Genomic DNA, 20,525 nt, shown 5'->3' on the forward strand with positions numbered 1-20,525 from the left:
CGGACTGGACGCCCTTGGACCCCTCCCGAGGGGGAAGGCGCCGCGGCCGGCGGAGGCAGCGAATGATCCCAGTAGCGGATGGACACTCCCCGAACCGCGCGCTCACCGGCGGAACAGGGGTGTCTCCCTAGCCTGGCCGAATGGCGCAGCGACTCCACAGGCCGTCATGACGGCGGCCGGCCCCTTGTGGCGAGCAGGCGAGCGGACCGGCGCGACCCAGACCCCGGGAAGAGCAGTCACCACCGCACCGTCCGGCCCGGTTTCCGGCCCGTGGCGGTTCCGTTCGGTCGCCCTGGTTCTGCTCGCGGCGACACTCGCCGGATGCGGCACGGCTTCTCATGACGTCACGACCAGCCCGGCCGCGGAACGCAGCACGGCTCCGGCGTCGCCCACGCCGAGGTCCGGCTCCGCGTCGCCCAAGTCCACGCCCGGTCCCGCGCGGGCGGACTCCGGACGGGCTTCCGAGCACGACATCTACGCGGCGGACCGGCCGGGGATGCTCAGCCCCGCCGTGGCGAGTTTCCCGTCCCGCGTGTACGTGCCCAACAGCGAGAGCGACAGCGTCGATGTCATCGACCCGAAGACGTACAAGATCATCGACCACTTCCGGACCGACCGCCTGCCGCAGCACGTGGTGCCGTCGTGGGACATGAAGCAGCTGTGGGTCAACAACAACATCGGGAACACGCTCACCCCGATCGATCCGAAGACCGGCAAGCCCGGTAAGGCCATTCCGGTGGAGGATCCGTACAACCTGTACTTCACGCCCGACGGCCGGACCGCCCTGGTGATGGCCGAGCGGAACAACGAGCTCGACTTCCGTGACCCGAAAACCATGCGGCTCCTGCACTCGATGCCGGTGCCCTGCCGGGGGATCAACCACGCCGACTTCACCGCGGACGGATCCCTCTTCCTCGCGAGCTGCGAGTTCTCCGGTGACCTCGTCGTCATCGACTGGCAGCGGCGCGCGATGTCCAAGGTGATCGCCCTGGGCGCGACGAGCATGCCGCAGGACGTCAAGCTGTCGCCGGACGGCACGATCTTCTACGTGGCCGACATGGCGAAGGGCGGGGTCTGGCTGGTGGACGCGGCCACCTTAAAGATCATCCGTTTCATGCCGACCGGAGCCGGAGCGCACGGCCTGTACGTCAGCAGGGACTCACGCGTCCTCTACGTCTCCAACCGGGGCGCCGGATCCGTCTCGGTCGTGTCGTTCAAGGAGCAGAAGCCGATCGCGACCTGGACCATCCCCGGTGGCGGCTCGCCGGACATGGGCGGGCTGACCGCCGACGGCCGCGAGTTGTGGCTGTCCGGGCGGTACCACGGCGTGGTCTACGTCTTCTCCACGGTGTCCGGCAAGCTGACGCACAAGATCAACGTCGGGTCGGGGCCGCACGGTCTGTGCGTCTATCCCCAGCCCGGCCGTTACTCGCTCGGCCATACCGGGATCTTCCGGTGAGCTCGCAGTCGGGCGGGGAGGCGGGTTCCGGGACCGTCGGCGACGACGCACCGCGGTCCGCGCCCCTACGGCTGAAGCGCCGACTGTTCTTCCTGGCCGGGGCGCTGGCCGTCGCCTCCGCCTGCTCCGGTCCCCATGACGGCGACGCCGACCGTGGCGGTGAATCCGGCCGTGACGGCAATGCCGGCCGTGACGGTGAATCCGGCCGTGACGGCATGGACGCGGGTTCTCCGGCGGGGCGCTCAGCCCAGGAGCGGTCCGGATATCCCGACCCGACGGCGGGGGCCGCACCACGGTTGCCCGCCGAGGTCGTCCACGGTCCCCGTGAGCGTCCTATGGTCGCGTTGACCTTCCACGGTGCCGGATCGCCGAAGCTCGCGGACGAGGCGCTCCTGGCGATCGAGAAGGCCGGAGGACACGCCACGGTGCTCGCCGTCGGCACCTGGCTCGACCAGTATCCGGCGATGGCCCGGCGCGTGCTGGACGGCGGCCACGACCTCGGCAACCACACCCAGAACCACCTTGACATCTCCTCGATGGACGCCGTCTCCGCGCGGAGGGAGATCGAGGAGTGCGCGGCCCGCCTGCGGACGCTGACCGGGTCGATCGGTTCCTGGTTCCGGCCGTCGGCGGCCCGCACGGCCACGCCGCTGGTGCGCAGGCTCAGCGCCCGCGCGGGCTATCCCACCTGCCTGTCCTATGACGTCGACTCGCTCGACCACACCGATCCCGGGCCGGACGCCGTCGTCGCCAACGTCCTGCGCGCCGTACGGCCCGGCTCCGTCGTGAGCATGCACCTCGGGCACCCGGGGACGGTGACGGCGCTGCCCCGGATCCTGGACGGCCTACGGACCAGGGGCCTGCGCGCGGTCACCGTGACCGATCTCCTGCGCCGCTGAGGCAGGACCCTCTCTCATCCACCCGATTCGCCGCCACATCCGCCGCCGCGTCCGGGGTCGGCGCGGAGGATCAGTGGCCGACGGTTTCGGCGAGGGCGGCCAGCGCGGCGCCCCGGGCGCCCGCCATGTCGAGGTCGTCGACCAGTGACACGGTGGCGACCCGCCGCTGCTCCTCGCGCAGCAGGGTGTGCTCGCGCACCTTCTCCAGGAACCACTCGCGGAAGTGCGGCGCCGCCTCGACCACCCCGCCGCCCAGGAAGTACGCGCTGGGGTCGGTGAAATTGGCGGCGATCGTGAAGAGCCGGCCGATCGCCATCGCCTGCTGCTCGAACACCTTGAGGGCGAGCGGGTCGCCGTTCTCGCCGTAGCCGCGCAGCAGCTTGGCGGCCTTCCCGATCGGTTCCACGGAGGCCAGCTCGTGGTCGGGGAACCGGGTCAGCCAGAAGGGCAGCAGGTTCTTCTCGATGCCGGTCAGGGACGCCACGCTCTCGGCGTCGCCGGAGAAGCCGCAGTTGCACTCCGGCAGCGGCTGGCCGTCCTCCAGGAGGCCGTGCAGCGGGATGTGGACGTGTCCCAGCTCGCCCGCCATCCCGGCGGCACCCTTGACCACCCGTCCGTCCTCGACGATGCCGCCGCCGAGCCCCGTGCCGACGATCACGGAGATCGAGGAGTGCTCCGACGCGCGGGAGCCGAAGCGCGCGTGATGGGCGTAGAGGGCGGCGGCGTTGCCGTCGTTGTTGTAGACGACCGGGAGGCCCAGGTGGGCTTCGAGCGCGCCACGGAAGTCGTAGCCGTGCCAGGCGGGCTCGGAGAAGTTGGTCGCGCCCTTCGTGGAGATCACGCCGTCCGCGCTGGCCGGGCCCGGGGTGTCCAGGCCGACGGCGCGCACCTGGGAGCGGGCGATCCCGGTCAGCCGGAGCACGTTCTCCATGGCGTGGGCGAGGCGCTCCACCGCCACCTCGGGCCCTTCGCGGACCAGGCTGGGCGTCTCCACCAGCCGATCCACCAGGAAACGGCCCGAGGCGTCGAGCACGGTCGCGTTGTTGCTGGTGCCGCCGTTGTCGAGGCCGACGACGACCCACGAGTCTGCATGTGCCATGCCGGAGATTCCTTTGCCCTCGCTTGTCAGAGCGAAGACTATTGCGAGAACCGCCCGGCAGGCACGCGCCGCACGGATCCGTACGCGATCACCACCCAGGGCCGGCGGGCGGGGCGAGCACCGCCGGCACCGGTTCAGCGCGTGGTCGCGGGGACCCGGCCCGTCACCGACACCTCGTCGAGGTCGGAGACGACCAGATCCGCCATGGCGAGACCGCGGTCGGGACCGGACGGTGTCGCCCGCGTCCCGTCCCGGTCCACGTCGATCACCAGGCCGAAGCCGCCACGCCGCGCCGCTTCCAGGCCGGGCAGCGTGTTCTCCACCACGACGGTGCGTTCCGGGGGGACGCCGAGACGGCGGGCGGCCTCCAAGAGAAGGGCCGGGTCGGGCCGTCCGGGGAGCCCGATCCGCCCCGCGTCGCGGCCGTCCACCACCTCGTCGAACAGATGGGCGACCGCGGCGGCGGTGAGGACCTGGCGGCAGTGCCGACTGACCGAGACGGCGGCGATCCGCGCGCCACGCCTGCGCAGTTCGCGGAGCAGCGCCACGCTGCCGGGGTAGGCCGCGACGCCATGCCGCCGGAGATGCGCGGTGAACAGCGCGTCCTTCTCCGCGGCCAGGGAGCGGACGCTCGCGGTGCCGGGCGGGCCGTCCTCGGGCAGGCTGAGGCCGCGGGAGGCCAGGAACGTGCGGATGCCGTCGAACCGCGGCCGCCCGTCCACGTGGCGCAGGTAGTCGTCGCGGATGTCGAACGGCTCCGAGCGGCCGTGCAGGAACGTGTCGAACACGTGCTTCCACGCCGCCGCGTGCACGCGGGCGGTGTCGGTGACCACGCCGTCGGTGTCGAGGATCGCCGCGCTGAACGAGGTCAGGTCGATGGCCGCCATGGCGCCGCCCCTTCCGTGCTGGGCGTTGGAGTGAACACGAGCCTCTCCGTTCCGGGTCGGATGGGCACCCACCGGATCGTTCCATCATGGGGGACGGCTCCATGGCGGCCTCGAACCACCCCACCATTCCGTGCGGCTCTCGGGAAAGGCCGAAGGTCCGTGATCGGCGGGCCGAATGTCCCGCGGCGTACGAACCGGCACGGGCGCGGGTCCATCGGCCGGGTCCTTGGGCACTGTGGCGGCCCCGGGCGCAGGGTCCAGAGTGGGGGGAGGGGTCTTCGCCTCGGGGAAGGGAACGCACGTGAGACGGTTCGGCCTGATCGCACTGCTCGTCGTCACGATCGGCGCGCTGCTCGCCGGAGGCGCGCTGTACGTGCTCGGCGCGGTCGCCGCGGCCGACGTGGCGTGGATCGTGGGGACGGTGGCCGCCCTGCTCCCCGCTCTCTGGTGGGTGGTCTCGGCGTTGCTGCGCGGCAGGCTGGGCGTGGACGCCATCGCCGTGCTCGCGCTGGCCGGTTCGCTGGCCGTGGGGGAGTATCTGGCCGGCGCGCTGATCGGCGTGATGCTCTCGACCGGCCAGGTCCTGGACGACTACGCGCTGCGCCGGGCCCGCCGGGACCTGACGGCCCTGTATGAGCGCGCGCCGCGCACGGCCCGCCGCTACGACGACGGGACGCCGCACGTCATCCCCGTCGACGACGTACGGCTCGGTGACCTGCTGCTGGTCCCGAGCGGCGAGATCGTCCCGGTCGACGGCGTGGTGCGGCGGGGCGTTGCGCTGCTCGACGAGTCGGCGCTGACGGGGGAGTCCCTGCCGGTGGAGCACTCCGAGGGTGAGAGCGTGCCCAGCGGCGTGGTCAACGCGGGCGCGGCGTTCGACATATGCGCGACCGTGACCGCGTCCGAGAGCACGTACGCGGGCGTGGTGCGGCTCGCCCGCGAGACCGAGGCGGACAGCGCCCCCATCGTGCGGCTCGCCGACCGCTTCGCGGCCTGGTTCCTGCCCGCGACGCTCCTGGTCGCCGGGCTGGCCTGGCTGCTCTCCGGCGATCCGGTGCGCGCGGTCGCGGTGCTCGTCGTGGCGACCCCCTGCCCGCTGCTGCTCGCCGCCCCCGCCGCCATCGCCTCCGGACTGTCCCGTACGGCACGGCACGGCGTGGTGGTGAAGGGCGGCGGAGCCCTGGAGACCCTCGGCCGCGCCCGCACGCTGGTGCTGGACAAGACCGGGACGCTCACCGTCGGGCGGCCGCAGGTGGTGGACGTCGTGCCCGCGCCCGGCGGGGATCCCGACGACGTCCTGCGGCTGGCGGCGGCGGTGGACCAGATGTCGTCGCACGTGCTGGCCGCGGCGATCGTGCGTACGGCACGAGAGAGGGGCATCGCCCTGCCCGCGCCGAGCGACGTGCGGGAGGAGCCGGGCAGCGGCACGACGGCGCTCGTCGAGGGCGCCAAGGTCCGTGTCGGGAAGGCCCCTACGGCGCCGCGGTCCGGCTGGGAGGAAGCCCAGAGGGCGAGGGCCGCGCTCGACGGCGCCATGACCGTGTGGGTGACCGTGGATGACCGGGTGACGGGCGTGATCCTGCTCCGAGACCAGGTGCGCGGGGACGCCGGTCGCACGCTGCGGCGGCTGCGGGCGGCCGGGATCGACCGGGTGGTGATGCTCACCGGAGACCGGGCCGAGGTCGCCGAGAGCGTCGCGACGGTGCTGGGCATCGACCAGGTGCTCGCCGAGCGGACCCCGGCCGCCAAGGTGGAGGGGGTCAAGGACGAGGCGCGGCGGGCCACGACCGCGATGGTCGGCGACGGCATCAACGACGCGCCCGCGCTGGCCGCCGCCGACGTCGGCGTGGCGATGGGCGCCCGCGGGTCCGGCGCCTCCGCGCAGGCCGCCGACGTGGTGCTCACCACCGACCGGCTCGACCGGCTGGCCGACGCGATGGACGTGGCCCGTAGATCGCGGCGGATCGCCGTGCAGAGCGCGGGCGTGGGCATCGGGCTCTCACTGGCCGCCATGGTCGTGGCCGCGCTGGGGTACCTGCCCCCGGCGGGCGGCGCGTTGCTCCAGGAGGGCATCGACGTCGCGGTCATCCTGAACGCGTTGCGGGCGCTCACCCCCGGCCTCGGCGCACGGCGGCGGGTGGACGGCCGGACGGACGCCTTGCTGCGCCGGTTCGAGAGCGAGCATGCCGAGCTGCGCCCTCCGCTGGAGATGATCAGAGAGGTCGCCGACGGGCTGACCTCGCCTCCGAGGCCGGACGCCCTCGCCCGGCTGCGGCGGGTCCACGACTTCCTCACCCGGGACCTGCTGCCGCACGAGCACGAGGAGGAGCAGCGGCTCTACCCCGCGATGGGCGAGCTGCTCGGCGATCCGGAGGCGACCGTGACGATGAGCCGGGCACACGCCGAGATCGACCGGCTCATCACGCGGCTCGGCCGGCACATCGACCTCGCGGAGCCCGGCGGCCCGCACCCGGGGCAGCTCGACGACCTGCGGGCCTGCCTGTACGGCCTGTACGCCGTGCTGACCCTGCACTTCGCCCAGGAGGAGGAGGCGTACTTCTCCCTCGCGACGAGCACCCGCGAATGAACCAGGGGAACCACGATCTTGATCATCTTTTGTCCTGCCTGGTCGTACAATTACGGACGGGACCGGGTCCTTCACCATGGGAGGTGGAGAACGTGCATGATTTCCGTGTGTCGGTCTCGCCGCACCCGCCGTTCACGGTCGTGAGCGTGATCGGTGAACTCGACGTGATAACCGAGCCCGAGCTTCGCCGGAACGTGGAAATGACCCTCGAGGACGAGCCGTCGTGCCGACTGCTTTTCGACTTGACCGCGCTGCGGTTCATCGACAGTTCCGGCGTCCGGGTCATCCTGGACTGCTACACGCGCACCCGCGACTCGGGTGGGAGCGTGACGGTGTGCGGGCTGAACCCGCACATGCAGCATCTGTTCGGCATCCTGGGGCTCACCGTCAGGGTGAATGTCTATCCCTCGCTCGCCGCCGCGGTCAGCCACGCCGTCGGCGAGTAGCCCGGCTCGCGGCGCGGCCCGGCCCCACGTGACGGTCCCCGGCCCGCGGCTCGCGGCTCGCGGCACGCGCGTACGGCTTCCGGCCCGCGGCTCGCTGCCGACCTGGTCACGGGATGGCGGGCCGCATGTGGAGGGTCACCAGCGTCTGGGTCCCTTCCTGGTCCTCGATGTCCAGCGCCCACGGCATCCCCGGGATCGACGATGTCGTGAGGATCCGCCGCGGCCGGGAGATGGCGTGCCGCAGCACCACCGGAAACCTGCTGTCACGCCCGCCCAGGCCCACCGAGAAGCAGTCGTCCTTCTCGTCGTACTCCAGATAGGCGAGCGGAAGACTCGCGGCCTCCAACTGGTCCCCGAACGAGCGGTTCAGCACCTCGACGGTCACGTTCGAGCCCTCGTAGTCCTTGGTCAGCATCTCAAAGAAGTTGTGCCACTCCGCGCGGGGGAGCTCGCCCTGTTGCTCGGTCATCTTCTGGCTCCTTCGGCTCGCCTCACTTCATGCTGATCAAGCCTCGGGGGCCGTCACATCACCCGATCGGGTAGGACTCAGTCAGTAATGGTCGATGCCGACATCGCCTGATGTCTGAGCCGGCCGCCCGTCCCGAACGCCTTGGCTAGTCTGATCAAGGGGCCGCGCGGTCCCACCGTAGGGCGACGGGAGAGGCGTGGGATGGCGGGAAACCGGGCGTTGCGTGCGGGAGCGGCTCTGGCCGGGGTGGCAGTCCTTGCCGCCGCGGGATGGGCGCTCAGAGACGTTCCGGCGGCGCTCGGCGCCAGGCCCACGGGCGCGCGCGCGGCGCGGGTGCGCCGCTCACCGCAGTTCAAGGGCAGGGCCTTCGCCAACTCGATGCCCGGAATGGTCGCCTCGCCGGGGCAGAGTCCGCAACTCATCCGCGACATGCTCATGAGCGGGCGGCGGCGGAAACCGACCGGGCCGGTCCCGGTACTGGTCCCGTCCGACGTCGCCGAGTCCGACCTGGACATCGTCTGGTATGGCCACGCGACGACACTGGTGGAGATCGAGGGTCGCCGCGTGCTGCTCGACCCGGTGTGGAGCGATCGATGCTCGCCGGTGCCCCTGGTGGGCCCGAAGCGGCTGCACCCGCTCCCCGTCCCGGCCGAGGAGCTTCCGCCGGTGGACGCCATCGTGATCTCCCATGACCACTACGACCACCTCGACATGGCCACCGTCCGCACGCTGGCGAGGACGCAGGTGGCGCCGTTCCTCGTGCCGCTGGGAGTGGGCGCGCACCTCGACAGGTGGGGCGTTCCCGCGAACCGGATCGTCGAGCTCGACTGGGATGAGACCTTCACGATCGCCGGGTTGCGCGTCACGGTCACCGAGGCGCGCCACTTCTCCGGCCGCGCGCTCTCCCGCAACCCGACCCTCTGGGGGTCCTGGATGCTCGCCGGAGAGCGGCGGAGGGTCTTCTACACGGGTGACAGCGGATACTTCGACGGCTACGCCCGTCTCGGCGCCGAGTACGGGCCGTTCGACGTGACGCTCATGCAGATCGGCGCGTACAGCCCGAGCTGGCCCGACATTCACATGACCCCGGAGGAGGCCGTCGAGGCCCACGTCGCCCTCCGCGGGGATCTACTCGTGCCCGTGCACTGGGCGACCTTCGTCCTCGCCTTCCACGCCTGGGCGGAGCCGGTCGACCGGCTGTGGCGCGAGGCGAAGGCCCGTGACCTGCGGATCGCCGTCCCGCGCCCCGGGGAGCGGATCAGCGTGGACCGGCCGCCCGCCGTCGACGCCTGGTGGCAGGCGGTCCTGTGACCTGTCCGTACGCGCCGGGGGGTCGGCGGCGGCTGTCACGGCAGGGTGAGCACCCTGGGGCCGTCCTCGGCGACAGCCATGGTGTGCTCCACGTGGGCGGCCCGGCTGCGGTCCACGCTCCGCAGCGTCCACCCGTCCGGGGCGACGCGGTACTGGTCCCGGCCGCCGGAGATGAACATCGGCTCGATGGCCAGCACCATGCCCGGCCGCAGCACCATGCCACGTCCCGGCCGGGCCTCGTTGGGGACGTGCGGGTCCTCGTGCATGTGCCGGCCGACGCCGTGGCCGCCGAAGTCGGAGAGGATGCCGTATCCGGCGGCCCGCCCCACGGTGGAGACGGCGTGGCCGATGTCGCCCAGCCGTGCGCCCGGCACGGCGGCCGCGATCGCCGCGTCCAGCGCGGCCTGGGCCGTCTGGATGAGGGCCAGGTCGGCGGCGGAGGCGGTGGGATCGGACCGTCCGACGACGACGCTGATGGCCGCGTCCCCGGCCCAGCCGTCCAGGTAGGCGCCGCAGTCCACGCTCAGCAGGTCGCCCTCGCGCAGGCGGTAGCCGTCCGGGATGCCGTGCACGACGCTGTCGTTCACCGACGTGCAGATCATCGCCGGGAACGGGGTCGGCGCGAAGTGCGGCTTGTAGTTGAGGAAGGCGGATGTGGCGCCCGACTCGTGGATGACCGTGGCGGCGGCCTCGTTCAGATCCTTCAGTGCCGCTCCGGGCACCGCCAGTTCCCGTGCCGCGGCGAGCGCGCGGGCCACCACCCTGCCCGCCTCGCGCATCACGGTCAGTTCTCCCTCGGTCTTGATCTCGACCATGTGATCCTCCCGGTTGCCCTATAACAATACCGGTATTGTTATCACGCTTGCTAGGATCTGCGCATGGTGCGACCGCCGCTGACCGAGCTTGATCACGAACGAGGCAACCGCCTGGGCGCCCTGCTGCGGCAGGCGCGGGGCGAGCGGAGCATGGTGGAGGTGGCCGCCGCCGCCGGCCTGTCCCCGGAGACGCTGCGCAAGATCGAGACCGGTCGGGTACCGACGCCGGCCTTCTTCACGATCGCGGCGCTCGCCGCCGCCCTGAACGTCTCCCTGGACGTGCTCGCCGAGGTCTGCGCCCAGGATCGCGCCGCCTGAGCCGCCGGTTCTACCGGCAGCCCGCCCGTGATCCTCGACCACTCCTGCGGCGCCGAACTCGACCCCGTGGTGGTCTGCGGGGCCTGCCGGGAGCCGGTCGTGAAAGAGTCACTGACCGCGCGGTTCCAGGTCCCCGGCTGGACGGCGGCGGTGAGATGCTGTCTCGGCAGCCGCGGGCCTCCTTCGTCCTGTCCACGAAGGTCGGCCGTGTCATCCACGACGAGGTGGAGAACCCCGCCGAGAACCTCGGCGCCCTGTGTGAGGTGGTCCCCGCCGCCTTCTGGCGCGATCTGCGGGGGACCGGCCTGCTCGACCCGGCCGCCCCACTCCCGGCCGGCGCCTGACCCGCCCGGCACCCCCGCAAGACCGCAACCCCACGTACGCTTGATCAGCCGACCCGGTGGTTTCCGTCAGCGGTCGGTGAGACCGGCGCGGCGCAGCGCCTCGGCCATCGCGCCGCCGGGAGCGGCGGAGCCCCGGCCGCCGGAACCGCCCGACGAGCCGCGGCCCGACCGGCCGCGGTCCTGACGGGACCGGCCGCCCTGGTCCCGCTGGCCGCCGTCCCGCTGGCCACCCCGGTCGCCCCGGTCGCCCTGGCGCTGGTCGCCGCGCGCCGGGGTCTCGTCGTCGAGCCGGAGGGTGAGGCCGATGCGCTTGCGCGGGATGTCGACGTCGAGCACCTTCACCCGGACGATGTCGCCGGGCTTCACCACGTCGCGCGGGTCCTTCACGAAGTTGTTGGACATGGCCGAGACGTGCACCAGGCCGTCCTGGTGGACGCCGACGTCGACGAACGCGCCGAAGGCGGCGACGTTGGTGACCACGCCCTCCAGCAGCATGCCCGGCTTGAGGTCGGAGATCTTCTCGACGCCCTCCTTGAACGTGGCCGTCTTGAAGGCCGGACGCGGGTCGCGGCCCGGCTTCTCCAGCTCCTTGAGGATGTCGGTCACGGTCGGCAGGCCGAAGGTGTCGTCCACGAACCCCGCGGGATCGATGGTCCGCAACGCCGCGGTGTTGCCGATCAGGCTCCTGATGTCGCTCCCGGTGGAGTCGAGGATGCGCCGGACGACGGGGTAGGCCTCCGGGTGCACGCTGGAGGCGTCGAGCGGGTCGTCGCCTCCGGGGATGCGCAGGAAGCCCGCGCACTGCTCGAACGCCTTCGGACCGAGCCGCGACACCTCCTTCAGCGCCCGCCGGGAACGGAACGGGCCGTTGGCGTCACGGTGGGCCACGATGTTCTCGGCCAGGCCGGAGCCGATGCCGGAGACGCGGGTCAGCAGCGGGGCCGAGGCGGTGTTGACGTCGACGCCGACCCCGTTGACGCAGTCTTCGACCACCGCGTCGAGCGAGCGCGACAGCTTCACCTCGGACAGGTCGTGCTGGTACTGCCCGACGCCGATCGACTTCGGATCGATCTTGACCAGTTCGGCCAGCGGGTCCTGCAGGCGGCGGGCGATCGAGACCGCGCCGCGCAGCGATACGTCGAGCCCGGGCAGCTCCTGCGAGGCGTAGGCGGAGGCGGAGTAGACCGACGCCCCGGCCTCGGAGACCACGATCTTGGTCAGCCCCGGCATCAGCTTGACCAGCTCGCCGGCGAGCTTGTCGGTCTCCCGCGACGCGGTGCCGTTCCCGATGGCGATCAGCTCGACGCCGTGCTGCTGGGCCAGCCGACCGAGAACGGCGAGCGACTGGTCCCACTGCCGCTTCGGCTCGTGCGGATAGATCGTCTCGGTGGCGACCACCTTGCCGGTCGCGTCGACGACCGCCACCTTCACGCCGGTGCGCAGGCCGGGGTCGAGACCCATGGTCGCCCGGGTGCCGGCCGGCGCCGCGAGCAGCAGGTCGCGAAGGTTGGCCGCGAACACGCGGACCGCCTCTTCCTCGGCCGCCTGCCACAGGCGCGTGCGCAGGTCGATGCCGAGGTGGACGAGGACGCGGGTGCGCCACGCCCAGCGGACGGTGTCGGACAGCCAGCGGTCGGCCGGCCGCCCCTGGTCGCGGATGCCGAAGCGCTGCGCGATGCGCAGCTCGTACCCGTTGGGCTCCTCCGCCTCGGGGTCGAGCGTGAGGGTCAGCACCTCCTCCTTCTCGCCGCGGAACATGGCGAGGATGCGGTGGGAGGGGAGCTTGGTGAAGGGCTCGGAGAAGTCGAAGTAGTCGGCGAACTTGGCGCCGGCCTCCTCCTTGCCCTCGCGGACGGCGGCGGCCACCCGGCCCCGCGACCACATGCGCTCGCGCAGCTCGCCGATGAGGTCGGCGTCCTCGGCGAACCGCTCGACCAGGATCGCCCGGGCGCCTTCGAGCGCGGCCGCCGCGTCGGCGACGGACTCGCCGATGAATTCCTCGGCGGTCGCGTGCGGGTCGAGCGTCGGCTCGGCCAGCAGCCTGTCGGCCAGCGGCTCCAGCCCCGCCTCACGGGCGATCTGCGCCTTGGTGCGCCGCTTCGGCTTGTAGGGGAGGTAGATGTCCTCGAGCCGTGACTTGGAGTCGGCGGCCATGATCTGCGCCTCGAGGGCGTCGTCGAGCTTGCCCTGGGAGCGGATCGACTCCAGGATCGCCGCCCGGCGCTCCTCCATCTCGCGCAGGTAGCGCAACCGCTCCTCGAGGGTGCGCAACTGCGCGTCGTCGAGCATGCCGGTTGCTTCCTTGCGGTAGCGGGCGATGAACGGCACCGTCGCGCCGCCGTCGAGCAGGTCGACGGCCGCGGTCACCTGGGCCTCACGCACGCCGAGCTCGTCGGCGATCCGCTGCTGAATAGAGGTCGTCACGGTCGCCTATTCTGCCCGACGCCTCCGACAGTCCGCGTCGTCCGGCCAGGCAGGGCCGTACGCGGAGCGAGGGGAGCGGGCGTGATCCGGCACCGGGGAAGTGCCGAGGAAGACAGGAGAGCGGGCGGTCGAAGGGCGCAGGGGGGTGTGGAGGGGTGCGAGAGTTGTGGCCGCGGAGAAGCGGAGAAGTGGTGCCGGGGGCGCGGGTCGGGCCGCGCCCCCGGCGGCCGGCTCAGCCGAGGCCGTTCTTCATGGCCGTGATCAGCTCGCCGTTGGCGGTGTCACCGCTGAGCTCCCAGAAGAACGAGCCGCCGAGGCTCTCGTTCTTGGCGTAGCTCATCTTCCCCGAGATGGTGCTCGGCGTGTCGTAGCTCCACCAGTTGCTGCCGCACTTGGCGTAGGCCGTGCCGGCGACGGTGCCGGTCGCGGGGCAGCTGGTCTTGAGCACCTTGTAGTCCTCGATGCCCTGCTCGTACGTGCCGGGAGCCGGGCCGGTCGCGGTCCCGCCCGGGGCGGCCTGGGTGACCCCGGTCCAGCCCCGGCCGTAGAAGCCGATGCCGAGGAGCAGCTTGGAGGCGGGGACGCCCTTGGTCTTCAGCTTCTGGATGGCGGCGTCGGAGTGGTAGCCCGCGATCGGGATGCCGCTGTAGGAGTTCAGCGGCGAATGCGGCGCGGTGGGCCCCTGCGCGGCCCAGGCCCCGAAGAAGTCGTACGTCATGACGTTGTACCAGTCGACGTACTGGGCGGCCCCGGCGTAGTCGGCCGCGTCGATCTTTCCTCCGGAGGTGCCGTCGGCGGTGATCGCCGCGGTGACCAGGGCGTTCGACCCGAACTTGGCGCGCAGCGCCGACATCAGGTTCTTGAAGGCCGCGGGCCCGCTGGTGTCACAGGTCAGGCCGCAGGCGTTCGGGTACTCCCAGTCGATGTCGATGCCGTCGAACACGCCGGCCCAGCGCGGGTCGTTCACCAGGTTGTAGCAGGAGTTGGCGAACGCCGTGGGGTTGGCCGCAGCCTGGGCGAAGCCGCCGGACCAGGTCCAGCCGCCGAAGGACCACAGGACCTTCAGGCCCGGGTGCTTGGCCTTCAGCTTGCGCAATTGGTTGAAGTTGCCGCGCAGCGCGCCGGTGTCCCAGGTGTCGGCCACGCCGTCCACGCTGCCGCTCGCGTCGTAGGACTTGTCGTAGTCGGCGTACGCGTCGCCGATGGCGCACTGCCCGTTCGTCACGTTGCCGAACGCGTAGTTGATGTGCGTCAGCTTGGCGGCCGACCCGCTCGTCTCGATGTTCTTCACGTGGTAGTTGCGGCCGTAGACGCCCCACTCGGCGAAGTAGCCGAGCAGCTTGTTGCCGCCGCCTCCGCCGGTCGTCTTGGTGGTCGCGGTGACCGCGTTGCTGGCCGGGGAGAGGTTGCCGACGGCGTCGCGTGCCTTGACGGTGTAGGTGTAGCTGGTTGCGGCGGTGAGGCCGGTGTCGGTGTAGCTGGTGCCGGTCACGGTGGTGACGAGGGTGGTGCCCCGGTAGACGTTGTAGCCGGTGACGCCGACGTTGTCGGTGGAGGCGGTCCAGGACAGGGACGCGGTGGAGGTGGTGGTGCCGGTGACCTGGAGGTTGCCGGGCGTGGTCGGCGGTGTCGTGTCGGTCCCGCCGGTGCTCTGGGTGGTCGCGGTCACGGCGTTGCTGGCCGGGGAGAGGTTGCCGGCGGCGTCGCGTGCCTTGACGGTGTAGGTGTAGCTGGTTGCGGCGGTGAGGCCGGTGTCGGTGTAGCTGGTGCCGGTCACGGTGGTGACGAGGGTGGTGCCCCGGTAGACGTTGTAGCCGGTGACGCCGACGTTGTCGGTGGAGGCGGTCCAGGACAGGGACGCGGTGGAGGTGGTGGTGCCGGTGACCTGGAGGTTGCCCGGTGCGGTGGGGGGTGTGGTGTCGGTCCCGCCGCCGCTGCCGCCGGTCACCTCGATGCCGGAGACCGTGGCGTAGTTGCTGCCGCCGTTCATGTTGAACTGGATGTTGAGCTGGCCGTCGCTCACCGTCGTGGTGAAGGTCCGGTCGCAGGCGGTCAGCGCGCCGCAGGAGGCGAAGATGTCGAAGCCGGTGAGCACGTTGACGCCCTCGGCGCGCACGTCGAACTTGCGCTGGCCCGCGGCGTTCGCCCAGTCCTCGACCATCCGCAGGGTCACGGTGTACGTGCCGTTGGCGACGTCGAACTTGTAGCCAGCCCAGCCGTTGAACAGGTCGTACGTCTGGTAGATGGCGCGGTCGGAGGTGCCGGCGATCGCGGCGGTGGTGGACCCGGACCCGTAGAGCGTCTCGTATCCCCAGCTTCCAGCGGCATACGCCTTGTCGGCCGACCAGGCCCTGCCGGAGCCGTCGGTGAGCGCCGGGCCGTTGGCGTTGACCCGGATCGGGGTGTTCACGGCCGCCTGGGCGCCCGGCGGCGCTACCACGAGGGGAAGCAGCAGCGCCCCCGCTGCCGCCAACAATGTCGGAATGATCCTGCGTTTCATGCGTGCTCCACGTCCGGTGGGCTGATGGGGGATGGGGGTGCGATGGACGCGTGCGACGCGGCGGGCACCGGTCGTCGCTGGGTGGTGAGACGCGGATTCGGCACTGTCGGGTGGTGATCGCGGCATGGACGCGCTCCCGCCTGCGGGTCTCCTAGTTACTATTAGTAAGCTTTCTTTTTAGTTTTGCCGTGAACGTACCCGTGGCGGGACCTCGCGTCAATATCCGCCGGGAAGCGGCGGACCGGGGAACATCCGGCGTCCACCGGTGTTCGGCCCGCGCCGCCGGAGGCGGGCGCTAGGCGCGCCGCCGTCACGGAAGGCGGAGCCGTTTCCGCCTGGTCACGACGCGCAGGTCGGCCTCGATCCGGGCGGCCGTCTCGGTAAGCGGGGGCAGCAGCGCCGCGAGCGTCTCCTCGACGGGACCCCGCGCCGCGTGCGTCGCGACATTGAGCGCGGCCACGACCCGGCCCGTCCCATCCCTGACCGGGACGGCCAGCGAGCGCAGCCCCGCCTCCAGCTCCTCGTCGACGAAGGCGTGGCCCCGCTCCGCGACGCCATCGACGATCTCCGCCAGCTCGGCGGGATCCGTGACGGTCCGCTCGGTGATGGGGCGCAGCGCCGTACCGGCCAGCAGGGCCGCGCGCTCGGAGTGCGGGAGGTCGGCGAGCAGTACCCGGCCCATCGAGGTCGCGTACGCGGGGAAGCGGGTGCCCAGCGTGATGTCCACGCTCATGATGCTGTAGGTCGGCACGCGGGCGACGTAGCGGATGTCGTCGCCGTCGAGCACCGCCATGGACGCCGACTCGCGCGTGCGCCGGACCAGATCCGCCATGTGCGGCTGGACGATCTCGGCGAAGCCGAGCGACGACAGGTGGGCGTAGCCGAGCTCGAGCACGCGCGGCAGTAGCCGGAAGTCGTGCCCGGTGCGCTCGACGTAGCCGAGGTGCTCCAGGGTGAGCAGGGCGCGCCGCGCGGTGGCCCTGGCCAGGCCGGTGGCCTCGGCGACCGCCGTGAGCGGGCGCGGGCCGTCGAGCGCGCACATCACCGTGAGGCCCCTGGCCAGCGACTGCAGGAACTCCGGGCCCAGCTCGCGCTTGGCCGTACGCGCGGGGTCGGCGCCCACGGCGTTGGCGGCCGTGCCGCCCGCACCCTCGGTGGCGGCGGTGCGCGAGGTCCCGGCCCGCTCCGCGAGGGAGCGCGCGAGAGCCTCCTCCATGGCGCTGGTCTCCGCGCGCAGCCGGGGCAGCGTGGCCTCGGCGAGCGAGGCGGCCGTGTGCCTGCTGGTGTGGCTCGCCACGCTGACCGCGCAGGCCGTGCGGCCGTCCGGGCCGCGCACGGGCACGGCCACCGCGACGAGGCCGGGCTCGATGAGCTGGTCGTCCGCCGACCAGCCGTCGGCCGCGGCGCGGGCGACCCGCCGGTCGAACTCCTCCGCGCTCGCGGCGGGGCGGGCGGGCACGGCGGGAAAACGCTCGGGGGAGTCCCGCCGCTCGAGCCACGCGGCGCGGGCGGTCTCGTCCCACTCGGCGGCGAACAGCGCTCCGGGGGCGCAGCGCTCCGCGGGCAGCAGGTCGCCGATGCGGAACGCCAGCGACATGGTGCGGCGGCGGGTGATCTGGGTGACGAACCTGACGCCGTCGCCGTCCGGCACCGCGATGGAGACCGACTCGTCGAACTCGTCGGCCAGCCGCTCGGCGACCGGCCCGAGCGCGTCGGGAACGCCGCATCCCGTGAGGTAGGCGTTGCCGGGCTCCATCAGCGGCGGGGCGAGCTCGACCTCGCGGTCGGTCTCGCGGAGATGGCCGAGGTGGACGAGCGTGGCCAGCACGCGGTCGACGGTCGAGCGGGCGAGGCCGGTGGCCCGGGCGAGCTCGCTCGGGCGCATCCGGTGCCCGCCGGGCGCCGACATGGCGCGCAGCACGGTCAGCCCTCGTTCGAGCGGCCCGACGACATCCATTTGACATCCGTTCGTAGGCGGGAGGAAACTCCAGGCAAGCCAAATTATGAACGAAAGTTCACTGGACGAACAACTCTGAGGAGCGATGGCAGAGATCCGGAGTCTGCGTGACGCCGTGGCCGAGCTCATCCACGACGGCGACACCGTCGCCATGGAGGGCTTCACCCATCTGATCCCGTTCGCGGCCGCGCACGAGATCATTCGCCAGGGCATCACGGATCTGACCCTCGTCCGCATGACCCCCGACGTGATCTACGACCAGCTCATCGGCATGGGCACCGCGCGGCGGCTTGTCTTCTCCTGGGGCGGCAACCCCGGCGTGGGTTCGCTGCACCGGTTCCGCGACGCGGTGGAGAACGGCTGGCCGCGCCCGCTGGAGCTCGACGAGCACAGCCACGCGGGCATGGCGAACCGCTACGTCGCGGGCGCCTCCCGGCTGCCGTTCGCCGTGCTGCGGGGCTACCGCGGCAGCGACCTGCCGAAGCGGTCCTCGACCATCGCGACGGTCACCTGCCCGTTCACGGGTGAGGAGCTGGCCGCCGTCGCGGCGGTGAACCCCGACGTGACGGTCATCCACGCCCAGCGGGCCGATCGGGAGGGCAACGTCCAGCTCTGGGGCCTCGTCGGCGTGCAGAAGGAGGCCGCGCTCGCCGCCGACCGGGTCCTGGTCACCGTGGAGGAGATCGTCGAGGAGCTGAAGCCCCGGCCGGACGCCGTGGTCCTGCCGAGCTGGACGGTGCACGCCGTGGCGCACGTCCCGGGCGGCGCCCACCCGTCGTACGCCGCGGGCTACACCGTCCGTGACAACGAGTTCTACCAGGCATGGGATCCCATCTCCCGCGACCGCGAGACGTTCCTCGCCTGGATGCGCGAGCACGTGCTGGAGGCATCGTGAACGGCACCGCGAACGGCACTGCGAACGGCACTGCGAACGGCACCGCGAACGGCACTGCGAACGGCACCGCGAATGGCACCGTCGAGGGGGCGGGGAGCGGCGCCGCGCAGCCGGCCGCGGCGTGGGCGCCCGACGAGTTGATGACCGTCAACGCCGCGCGGGCCCTCAGCGGCTCCCGGACCTGCTTCGTCGGCATCGGCCTCCCCAGCGCCGCCGCCAACCTGGCCCGCCGTACGTCCCAGCCGGACCTCGTCCTGATCTACGAGTCGGGCACGCTCGGGTCCAAGCCGAGCCGGCTGCCGCTGTCGATCGGCGATGGCGAGCTGGCCGACACCGCCGACGCCGTGGTGTCCGTGCCCGAGATCTTCAACTACTGGCTGCAGGCCGGCCGGATTGACGTCGGCTTCCTCGGCGCCGCGCAGGTCGACCGGTACGCCAACATCAACACGACCGTCATCGACCGCGGCCCCGACCGGCCCGAGGGCCGCCTCCCGGGTGCGGGCGGCGCGCCGGAGATCGCGGCGAGCTGCCGCAAGGTGCTCATGGTGCTGCGCCACTCCCGGCGCAACTTCGTGGAGCGACTCGACTTCGTCACCACCGTGGGGCACGGCTCCGGCCCCGGCGACCGGGCCAGGCTGGGACTCCTGGGCGAGGGCCCGGTGGCCGTGATCACCGATCTCGGTGTGCTCCGCCCCGACCCTGAGACGGCCGAGCTCGTCCTCACCGAGATCCACCCGGGCGTCACCGTCGAGCAGGTGACCGAGGCGACCGGCTGGAAGCTTCGGGTCGCCGACGGCGTCGGCGTCACCGAACCCCCCACCCAGGCCGAGCTGGCCGCGCTTCGTGCGCTCAAGACCGGAGGTGATCCCCGTGCGTGACGTCTACATCGTCGACGCCGTCCGCACTCCCATCGGCAGGTACGGCGGAGCGTTGTCCGGCGTGCGGCCGGACGACCTCGCCGCGCACGTGATGCGCGCGCTCGCCGACCGCACTTCGGAGCTGGACCTCGCGCGCGTGGACGACGTGGTGTTCGGCAACGCCAACGGCGCGGGCGAGGAGAACCGCAACGTCGCCCGCATGGCTGCCCTGCTCGCCGGGTTCCCGGTGACCGTCCCGGGCAGCACGGTCAACCGGCTCTGCGGCTCCGGGATGGAGGCCGTGATCCAGGCCTACCGCGCCATCGCGGTCGGGGACGCCTCCGTGGTGGTCGCGGGCGGCGTCGAGTCGATGAGCCGCGCGCCCTGGGTCGTGCCCAAGCCCGAGCGGGCGTTCCCCGCCGGACACCAGCAGATGGTGTCCACCACGCTCGGCTGGCGGCTGGTCAACCCCCGCATGCCGGAGGAGTGGACCATCGCGCTGGGCGAGAGCGCCGAGCTCCTCGCCGACGAATACGCCGTGACCCGCGAGGCCCAGGACGCCTTCGCCCTCGCCAGCCACGAGAAGGCGGCCCGCGCCTGGAAGGACGGCGCGTACGCCGCCGAGGTCGTCCCCGTGAACGACCTCGTCCGCGACGAGGGCATCCGCGAGGACACCTCGCTGGAGGCGCTGGCCAAGCTCAAGCCCGCCTTCAGGAAGGGCGGCACGGTCACCGCCGGCAACTCCTCTCCGCTGAACGACGGCGCGGCCGCGCTGCTGCTCACCGACGAGGCCGGGCTGGCCGCCACCGGGCGCGAGCCGCTCGCGCGGATCCGGGCCTCCGCCGTGACCGCGATCGAGCCGCAGTACTTCGGCGTCGGCCCGGTCGAGGCGGTGAACCGGGCTCTCGGACGCGCCTCACGGAGCCTCGGCGACTTGCTGACCTTCGAGCTGAACGAGGCGTTCGCCGCCCAGGCGCTGTCCTGCCTCGGCCAGTGGCCCGGCCTCGACCCGGCCGTCGTCAACCCGCGCGGCGGCGCCATCGCTATCGGCCACCCGCTGGGCGCCTCCGGCGCCCGGATCACCGGGGCGGTCGCCCACCAGCTCGCGGCGGCCGGTTCCGGAACCGGCCTGGCCGCGCTCTGCATCGGCGTGGGCCAGGGCCTCGCCGTCGTCCTTGAACGCTGACCGGCGAAGGAGCGAGCCCCTCATGACCATGACAGCGAGGAGGCAGGCGTGAGCACGACCCCTCCGACTCCA

Annotated in this window: 17 protein-coding genes; 10 read left to right on the top strand and 7 right to left on the bottom strand. The window is 72.1% G+C overall.

The genetic code is table 11. The features are described 5' to 3' along the window. Positions 1 to 166 precede the first annotated feature (166 nt). Together QSK17_RS28595 and QSK17_RS28600 are read left to right on the top strand one after the other, a co-directional pair. On the top strand, positions 167 to 1,459 hold the full coding sequence (locus tag QSK17_RS28595) for a YncE family protein (protein WP_285708520.1): 1,293 nt from the start codon (positions 167 to 169) through the stop codon (positions 1,457 to 1,459). Beyond that, positions 1,456 to 2,358, top strand: coding sequence for a polysaccharide deacetylase family protein (locus tag QSK17_RS28600; RefSeq protein WP_285708521.1), 903 nt, complete (start codon positions 1,456 to 1,458; stop codon positions 2,356 to 2,358). The genes QSK17_RS28595 and QSK17_RS28600 overlap by 4 nt, the downstream gene beginning before the upstream one ends. Before the next feature lie 70 nt (positions 2,359 to 2,428). On the opposite strand, the gene QSK17_RS28605 is transcribed toward QSK17_RS28600, so the two are convergent. After that, positions 2,429 to 3,457 (bottom strand): ROK family protein, encoded by a 1,029-nt coding sequence (locus QSK17_RS28605; RefSeq protein WP_285708522.1) that lies wholly within the window; start codon positions 3,455 to 3,457, stop codon positions 2,429 to 2,431. Positions 3,458 to 3,591: 134 nt separating this feature from the next. Continuing rightward, on the bottom strand, positions 3,592 to 4,344 hold the full coding sequence (locus QSK17_RS28610; protein WP_285708523.1) for an HAD family hydrolase: 753 nt from the start codon (positions 4,342 to 4,344) through the stop codon (positions 3,592 to 3,594). A gap of 301 nt (positions 4,345 to 4,645) precedes the next feature. On the opposite strand from QSK17_RS28610, the gene QSK17_RS28615 reads away from it, so the two are divergent. Both QSK17_RS28615 and QSK17_RS28620 read left to right on the top strand, forming a co-directional pair. Beyond that, entirely contained in the window at positions 4,646 to 6,931 is a 2,286-nt protein-coding gene (locus QSK17_RS28615; protein WP_285708524.1) for a heavy metal translocating P-type ATPase, read from the top strand. Positions 6,932 to 7,023: 92 nt separating this feature from the next. Further along, positions 7,024 to 7,377 (top strand): STAS domain-containing protein, encoded by a 354-nt coding sequence (locus QSK17_RS28620; protein ID WP_285708526.1) that lies wholly within the window; start codon positions 7,024 to 7,026, stop codon positions 7,375 to 7,377. Positions 7,378 to 7,483: 106 nt separating this feature from the next. Here QSK17_RS28620 and QSK17_RS28625 read toward each other — a convergent pair whose 3' ends face one another. Continuing rightward, positions 7,484 to 7,846, bottom strand: a complete 363-nt coding sequence (locus QSK17_RS28625; protein ID WP_285708528.1) for a DUF5335 family protein — start codon at positions 7,844 to 7,846, stop codon at positions 7,484 to 7,486. A 201-nt stretch (positions 7,847 to 8,047) separates the two neighbouring features. Here QSK17_RS28625 and QSK17_RS28630 point away from each other — a divergent pair, with 201 nt between their 5' ends. After that, positions 8,048 to 9,157: an MBL fold metallo-hydrolase gene (locus QSK17_RS28630; RefSeq protein ID WP_285708529.1), complete on the top strand. Its 1,110-nt coding sequence runs from the start codon at positions 8,048 to 8,050 to the stop codon at positions 9,155 to 9,157. 35 nt (positions 9,158 to 9,192) lie between these two features. Here QSK17_RS28630 and map read toward each other — a convergent pair whose 3' ends face one another. Next, positions 9,193 to 9,972 (bottom strand): type I methionyl aminopeptidase, encoded by a 780-nt coding sequence (gene map / locus QSK17_RS28635; protein WP_285708530.1) that lies wholly within the window; start codon positions 9,970 to 9,972, stop codon positions 9,193 to 9,195. Positions 9,973 to 10,035: 63 nt separating this feature from the next. Here map and QSK17_RS28640 point away from each other — a divergent pair, with 63 nt between their 5' ends. After that, the gene (locus QSK17_RS28640) at positions 10,036 to 10,290 is read left to right on the top strand and encodes a helix-turn-helix domain-containing protein (protein ID WP_285708532.1); all 255 of its coding nucleotides are present in this window, start codon (positions 10,036 to 10,038) and stop codon (positions 10,288 to 10,290) included. 155 nt (positions 10,291 to 10,445) lie between these two features. Next, the gene (locus QSK17_RS28645; RefSeq protein ID WP_285708533.1) at positions 10,446 to 10,634 is read left to right on the top strand and encodes a hypothetical protein; all 189 of its coding nucleotides are present in this window, start codon (positions 10,446 to 10,448) and stop codon (positions 10,632 to 10,634) included. A gap of 66 nt (positions 10,635 to 10,700) precedes the next feature. Here the strand turns inward: QSK17_RS28645 and QSK17_RS28650 are convergent, their stop codons facing one another. From QSK17_RS28650 to QSK17_RS36270, 3 genes are all read right to left on the bottom strand, one after another. After that, entirely contained in the window at positions 10,701 to 13,058 is a 2,358-nt protein-coding gene (locus QSK17_RS28650) for a Tex family protein (protein WP_285708534.1), read from the bottom strand. Positions 13,059 to 13,290: 232 nt separating this feature from the next. Further along, a complete protein-coding gene (locus QSK17_RS28655) occupies positions 13,291 to 15,558 on the bottom strand; it encodes a glycosyl hydrolase family 18 protein (protein ID WP_285708535.1) in 2,268 nt (755 codons plus the stop codon). 310 nt (positions 15,559 to 15,868) lie between these two features. Further along, positions 15,869 to 17,515, bottom strand: a complete 1,647-nt coding sequence (locus QSK17_RS36270; protein ID WP_352231860.1) for an IclR family transcriptional regulator domain-containing protein — start codon at positions 17,513 to 17,515, stop codon at positions 15,869 to 15,871. 85 nt (positions 17,516 to 17,600) lie between these two features. Between QSK17_RS36270 and QSK17_RS28670 the strand changes: the two genes are divergently transcribed. From QSK17_RS28670 to QSK17_RS28680, 3 genes are all read left to right on the top strand, one after another. Beyond that, positions 17,601 to 18,410 (top strand): CoA transferase subunit A, encoded by an 810-nt coding sequence (locus QSK17_RS28670; protein WP_285708536.1) that lies wholly within the window; start codon positions 17,601 to 17,603, stop codon positions 18,408 to 18,410. Positions 18,411 to 18,550: 140 nt separating this feature from the next. Then, complete coding sequence (locus QSK17_RS28675) at positions 18,551 to 19,288, top strand: CoA-transferase subunit beta (RefSeq protein WP_285708601.1); 738 nt, start codon at positions 18,551 to 18,553, stop codon at positions 19,286 to 19,288. Next, positions 19,281 to 20,453: a thiolase family protein gene (locus tag QSK17_RS28680; protein ID WP_285708537.1), complete on the top strand. Its 1,173-nt coding sequence runs from the start codon at positions 19,281 to 19,283 to the stop codon at positions 20,451 to 20,453. The genes QSK17_RS28675 and QSK17_RS28680 overlap by 8 nt, the downstream gene beginning before the upstream one ends. Positions 20,454 to 20,525 lie beyond the last annotated feature (72 nt).

It is taken from the genome of Microtetraspora sp. NBRC 16547 (assembly GCF_030268965.1).
Classification (GTDB): domain Bacteria; phylum Actinomycetota; class Actinomycetes; order Streptosporangiales; family Streptosporangiaceae; genus Microtetraspora.

Coding starts and splice junctions, on each gene's coding strand:
- QSK17_RS28675 (WP_285708601.1), top strand. CDS start 18,551: ATGACCGTCAACGCCGCGCGGGCCCTCAGCGGCTCCCGGACCTGCTTC.
- QSK17_RS28605 (WP_285708522.1), bottom strand. CDS start 3,457: ATGGCACATGCAGACTCGTGGGTCGTCGTCGGCCTCGACAACGGCGGC.
- QSK17_RS28655 (WP_285708535.1), bottom strand. CDS start 15,558: ATGAAACGCAGGATCATTCCGACATTGTTGGCGGCAGCGGGGGCGCTG.
- QSK17_RS28640 (WP_285708532.1), top strand. CDS start 10,036: ATGGTGCGACCGCCGCTGACCGAGCTTGATCACGAACGAGGCAACCGC.
- QSK17_RS28630 (WP_285708529.1), top strand. CDS start 8,048: ATGGCGGGAAACCGGGCGTTGCGTGCGGGAGCGGCTCTGGCCGGGGTG.
- map (WP_285708530.1), bottom strand. CDS start 9,972: ATGGTCGAGATCAAGACCGAGGGAGAACTGACCGTGATGCGCGAGGCG.
- QSK17_RS28625 (WP_285708528.1), bottom strand. CDS start 7,846: ATGACCGAGCAACAGGGCGAGCTCCCCCGCGCGGAGTGGCACAACTTC.
- QSK17_RS28645 (WP_285708533.1), top strand. CDS start 10,446: ATGCTGTCTCGGCAGCCGCGGGCCTCCTTCGTCCTGTCCACGAAGGTC.
- QSK17_RS28610 (WP_285708523.1), bottom strand. CDS start 4,344: ATGGCGGCCATCGACCTGACCTCGTTCAGCGCGGCGATCCTCGACACC.
- QSK17_RS28670 (WP_285708536.1), top strand. CDS start 17,601: ATGGCAGAGATCCGGAGTCTGCGTGACGCCGTGGCCGAGCTCATCCAC.
- QSK17_RS28595 (WP_285708520.1), top strand. CDS start 167: ATGACGGCGGCCGGCCCCTTGTGGCGAGCAGGCGAGCGGACCGGCGCG.
- QSK17_RS36270 (WP_352231860.1), bottom strand. CDS start 17,515: ATGGATGTCGTCGGGCCGCTCGAACGAGGGCTGACCGTGCTGCGCGCC.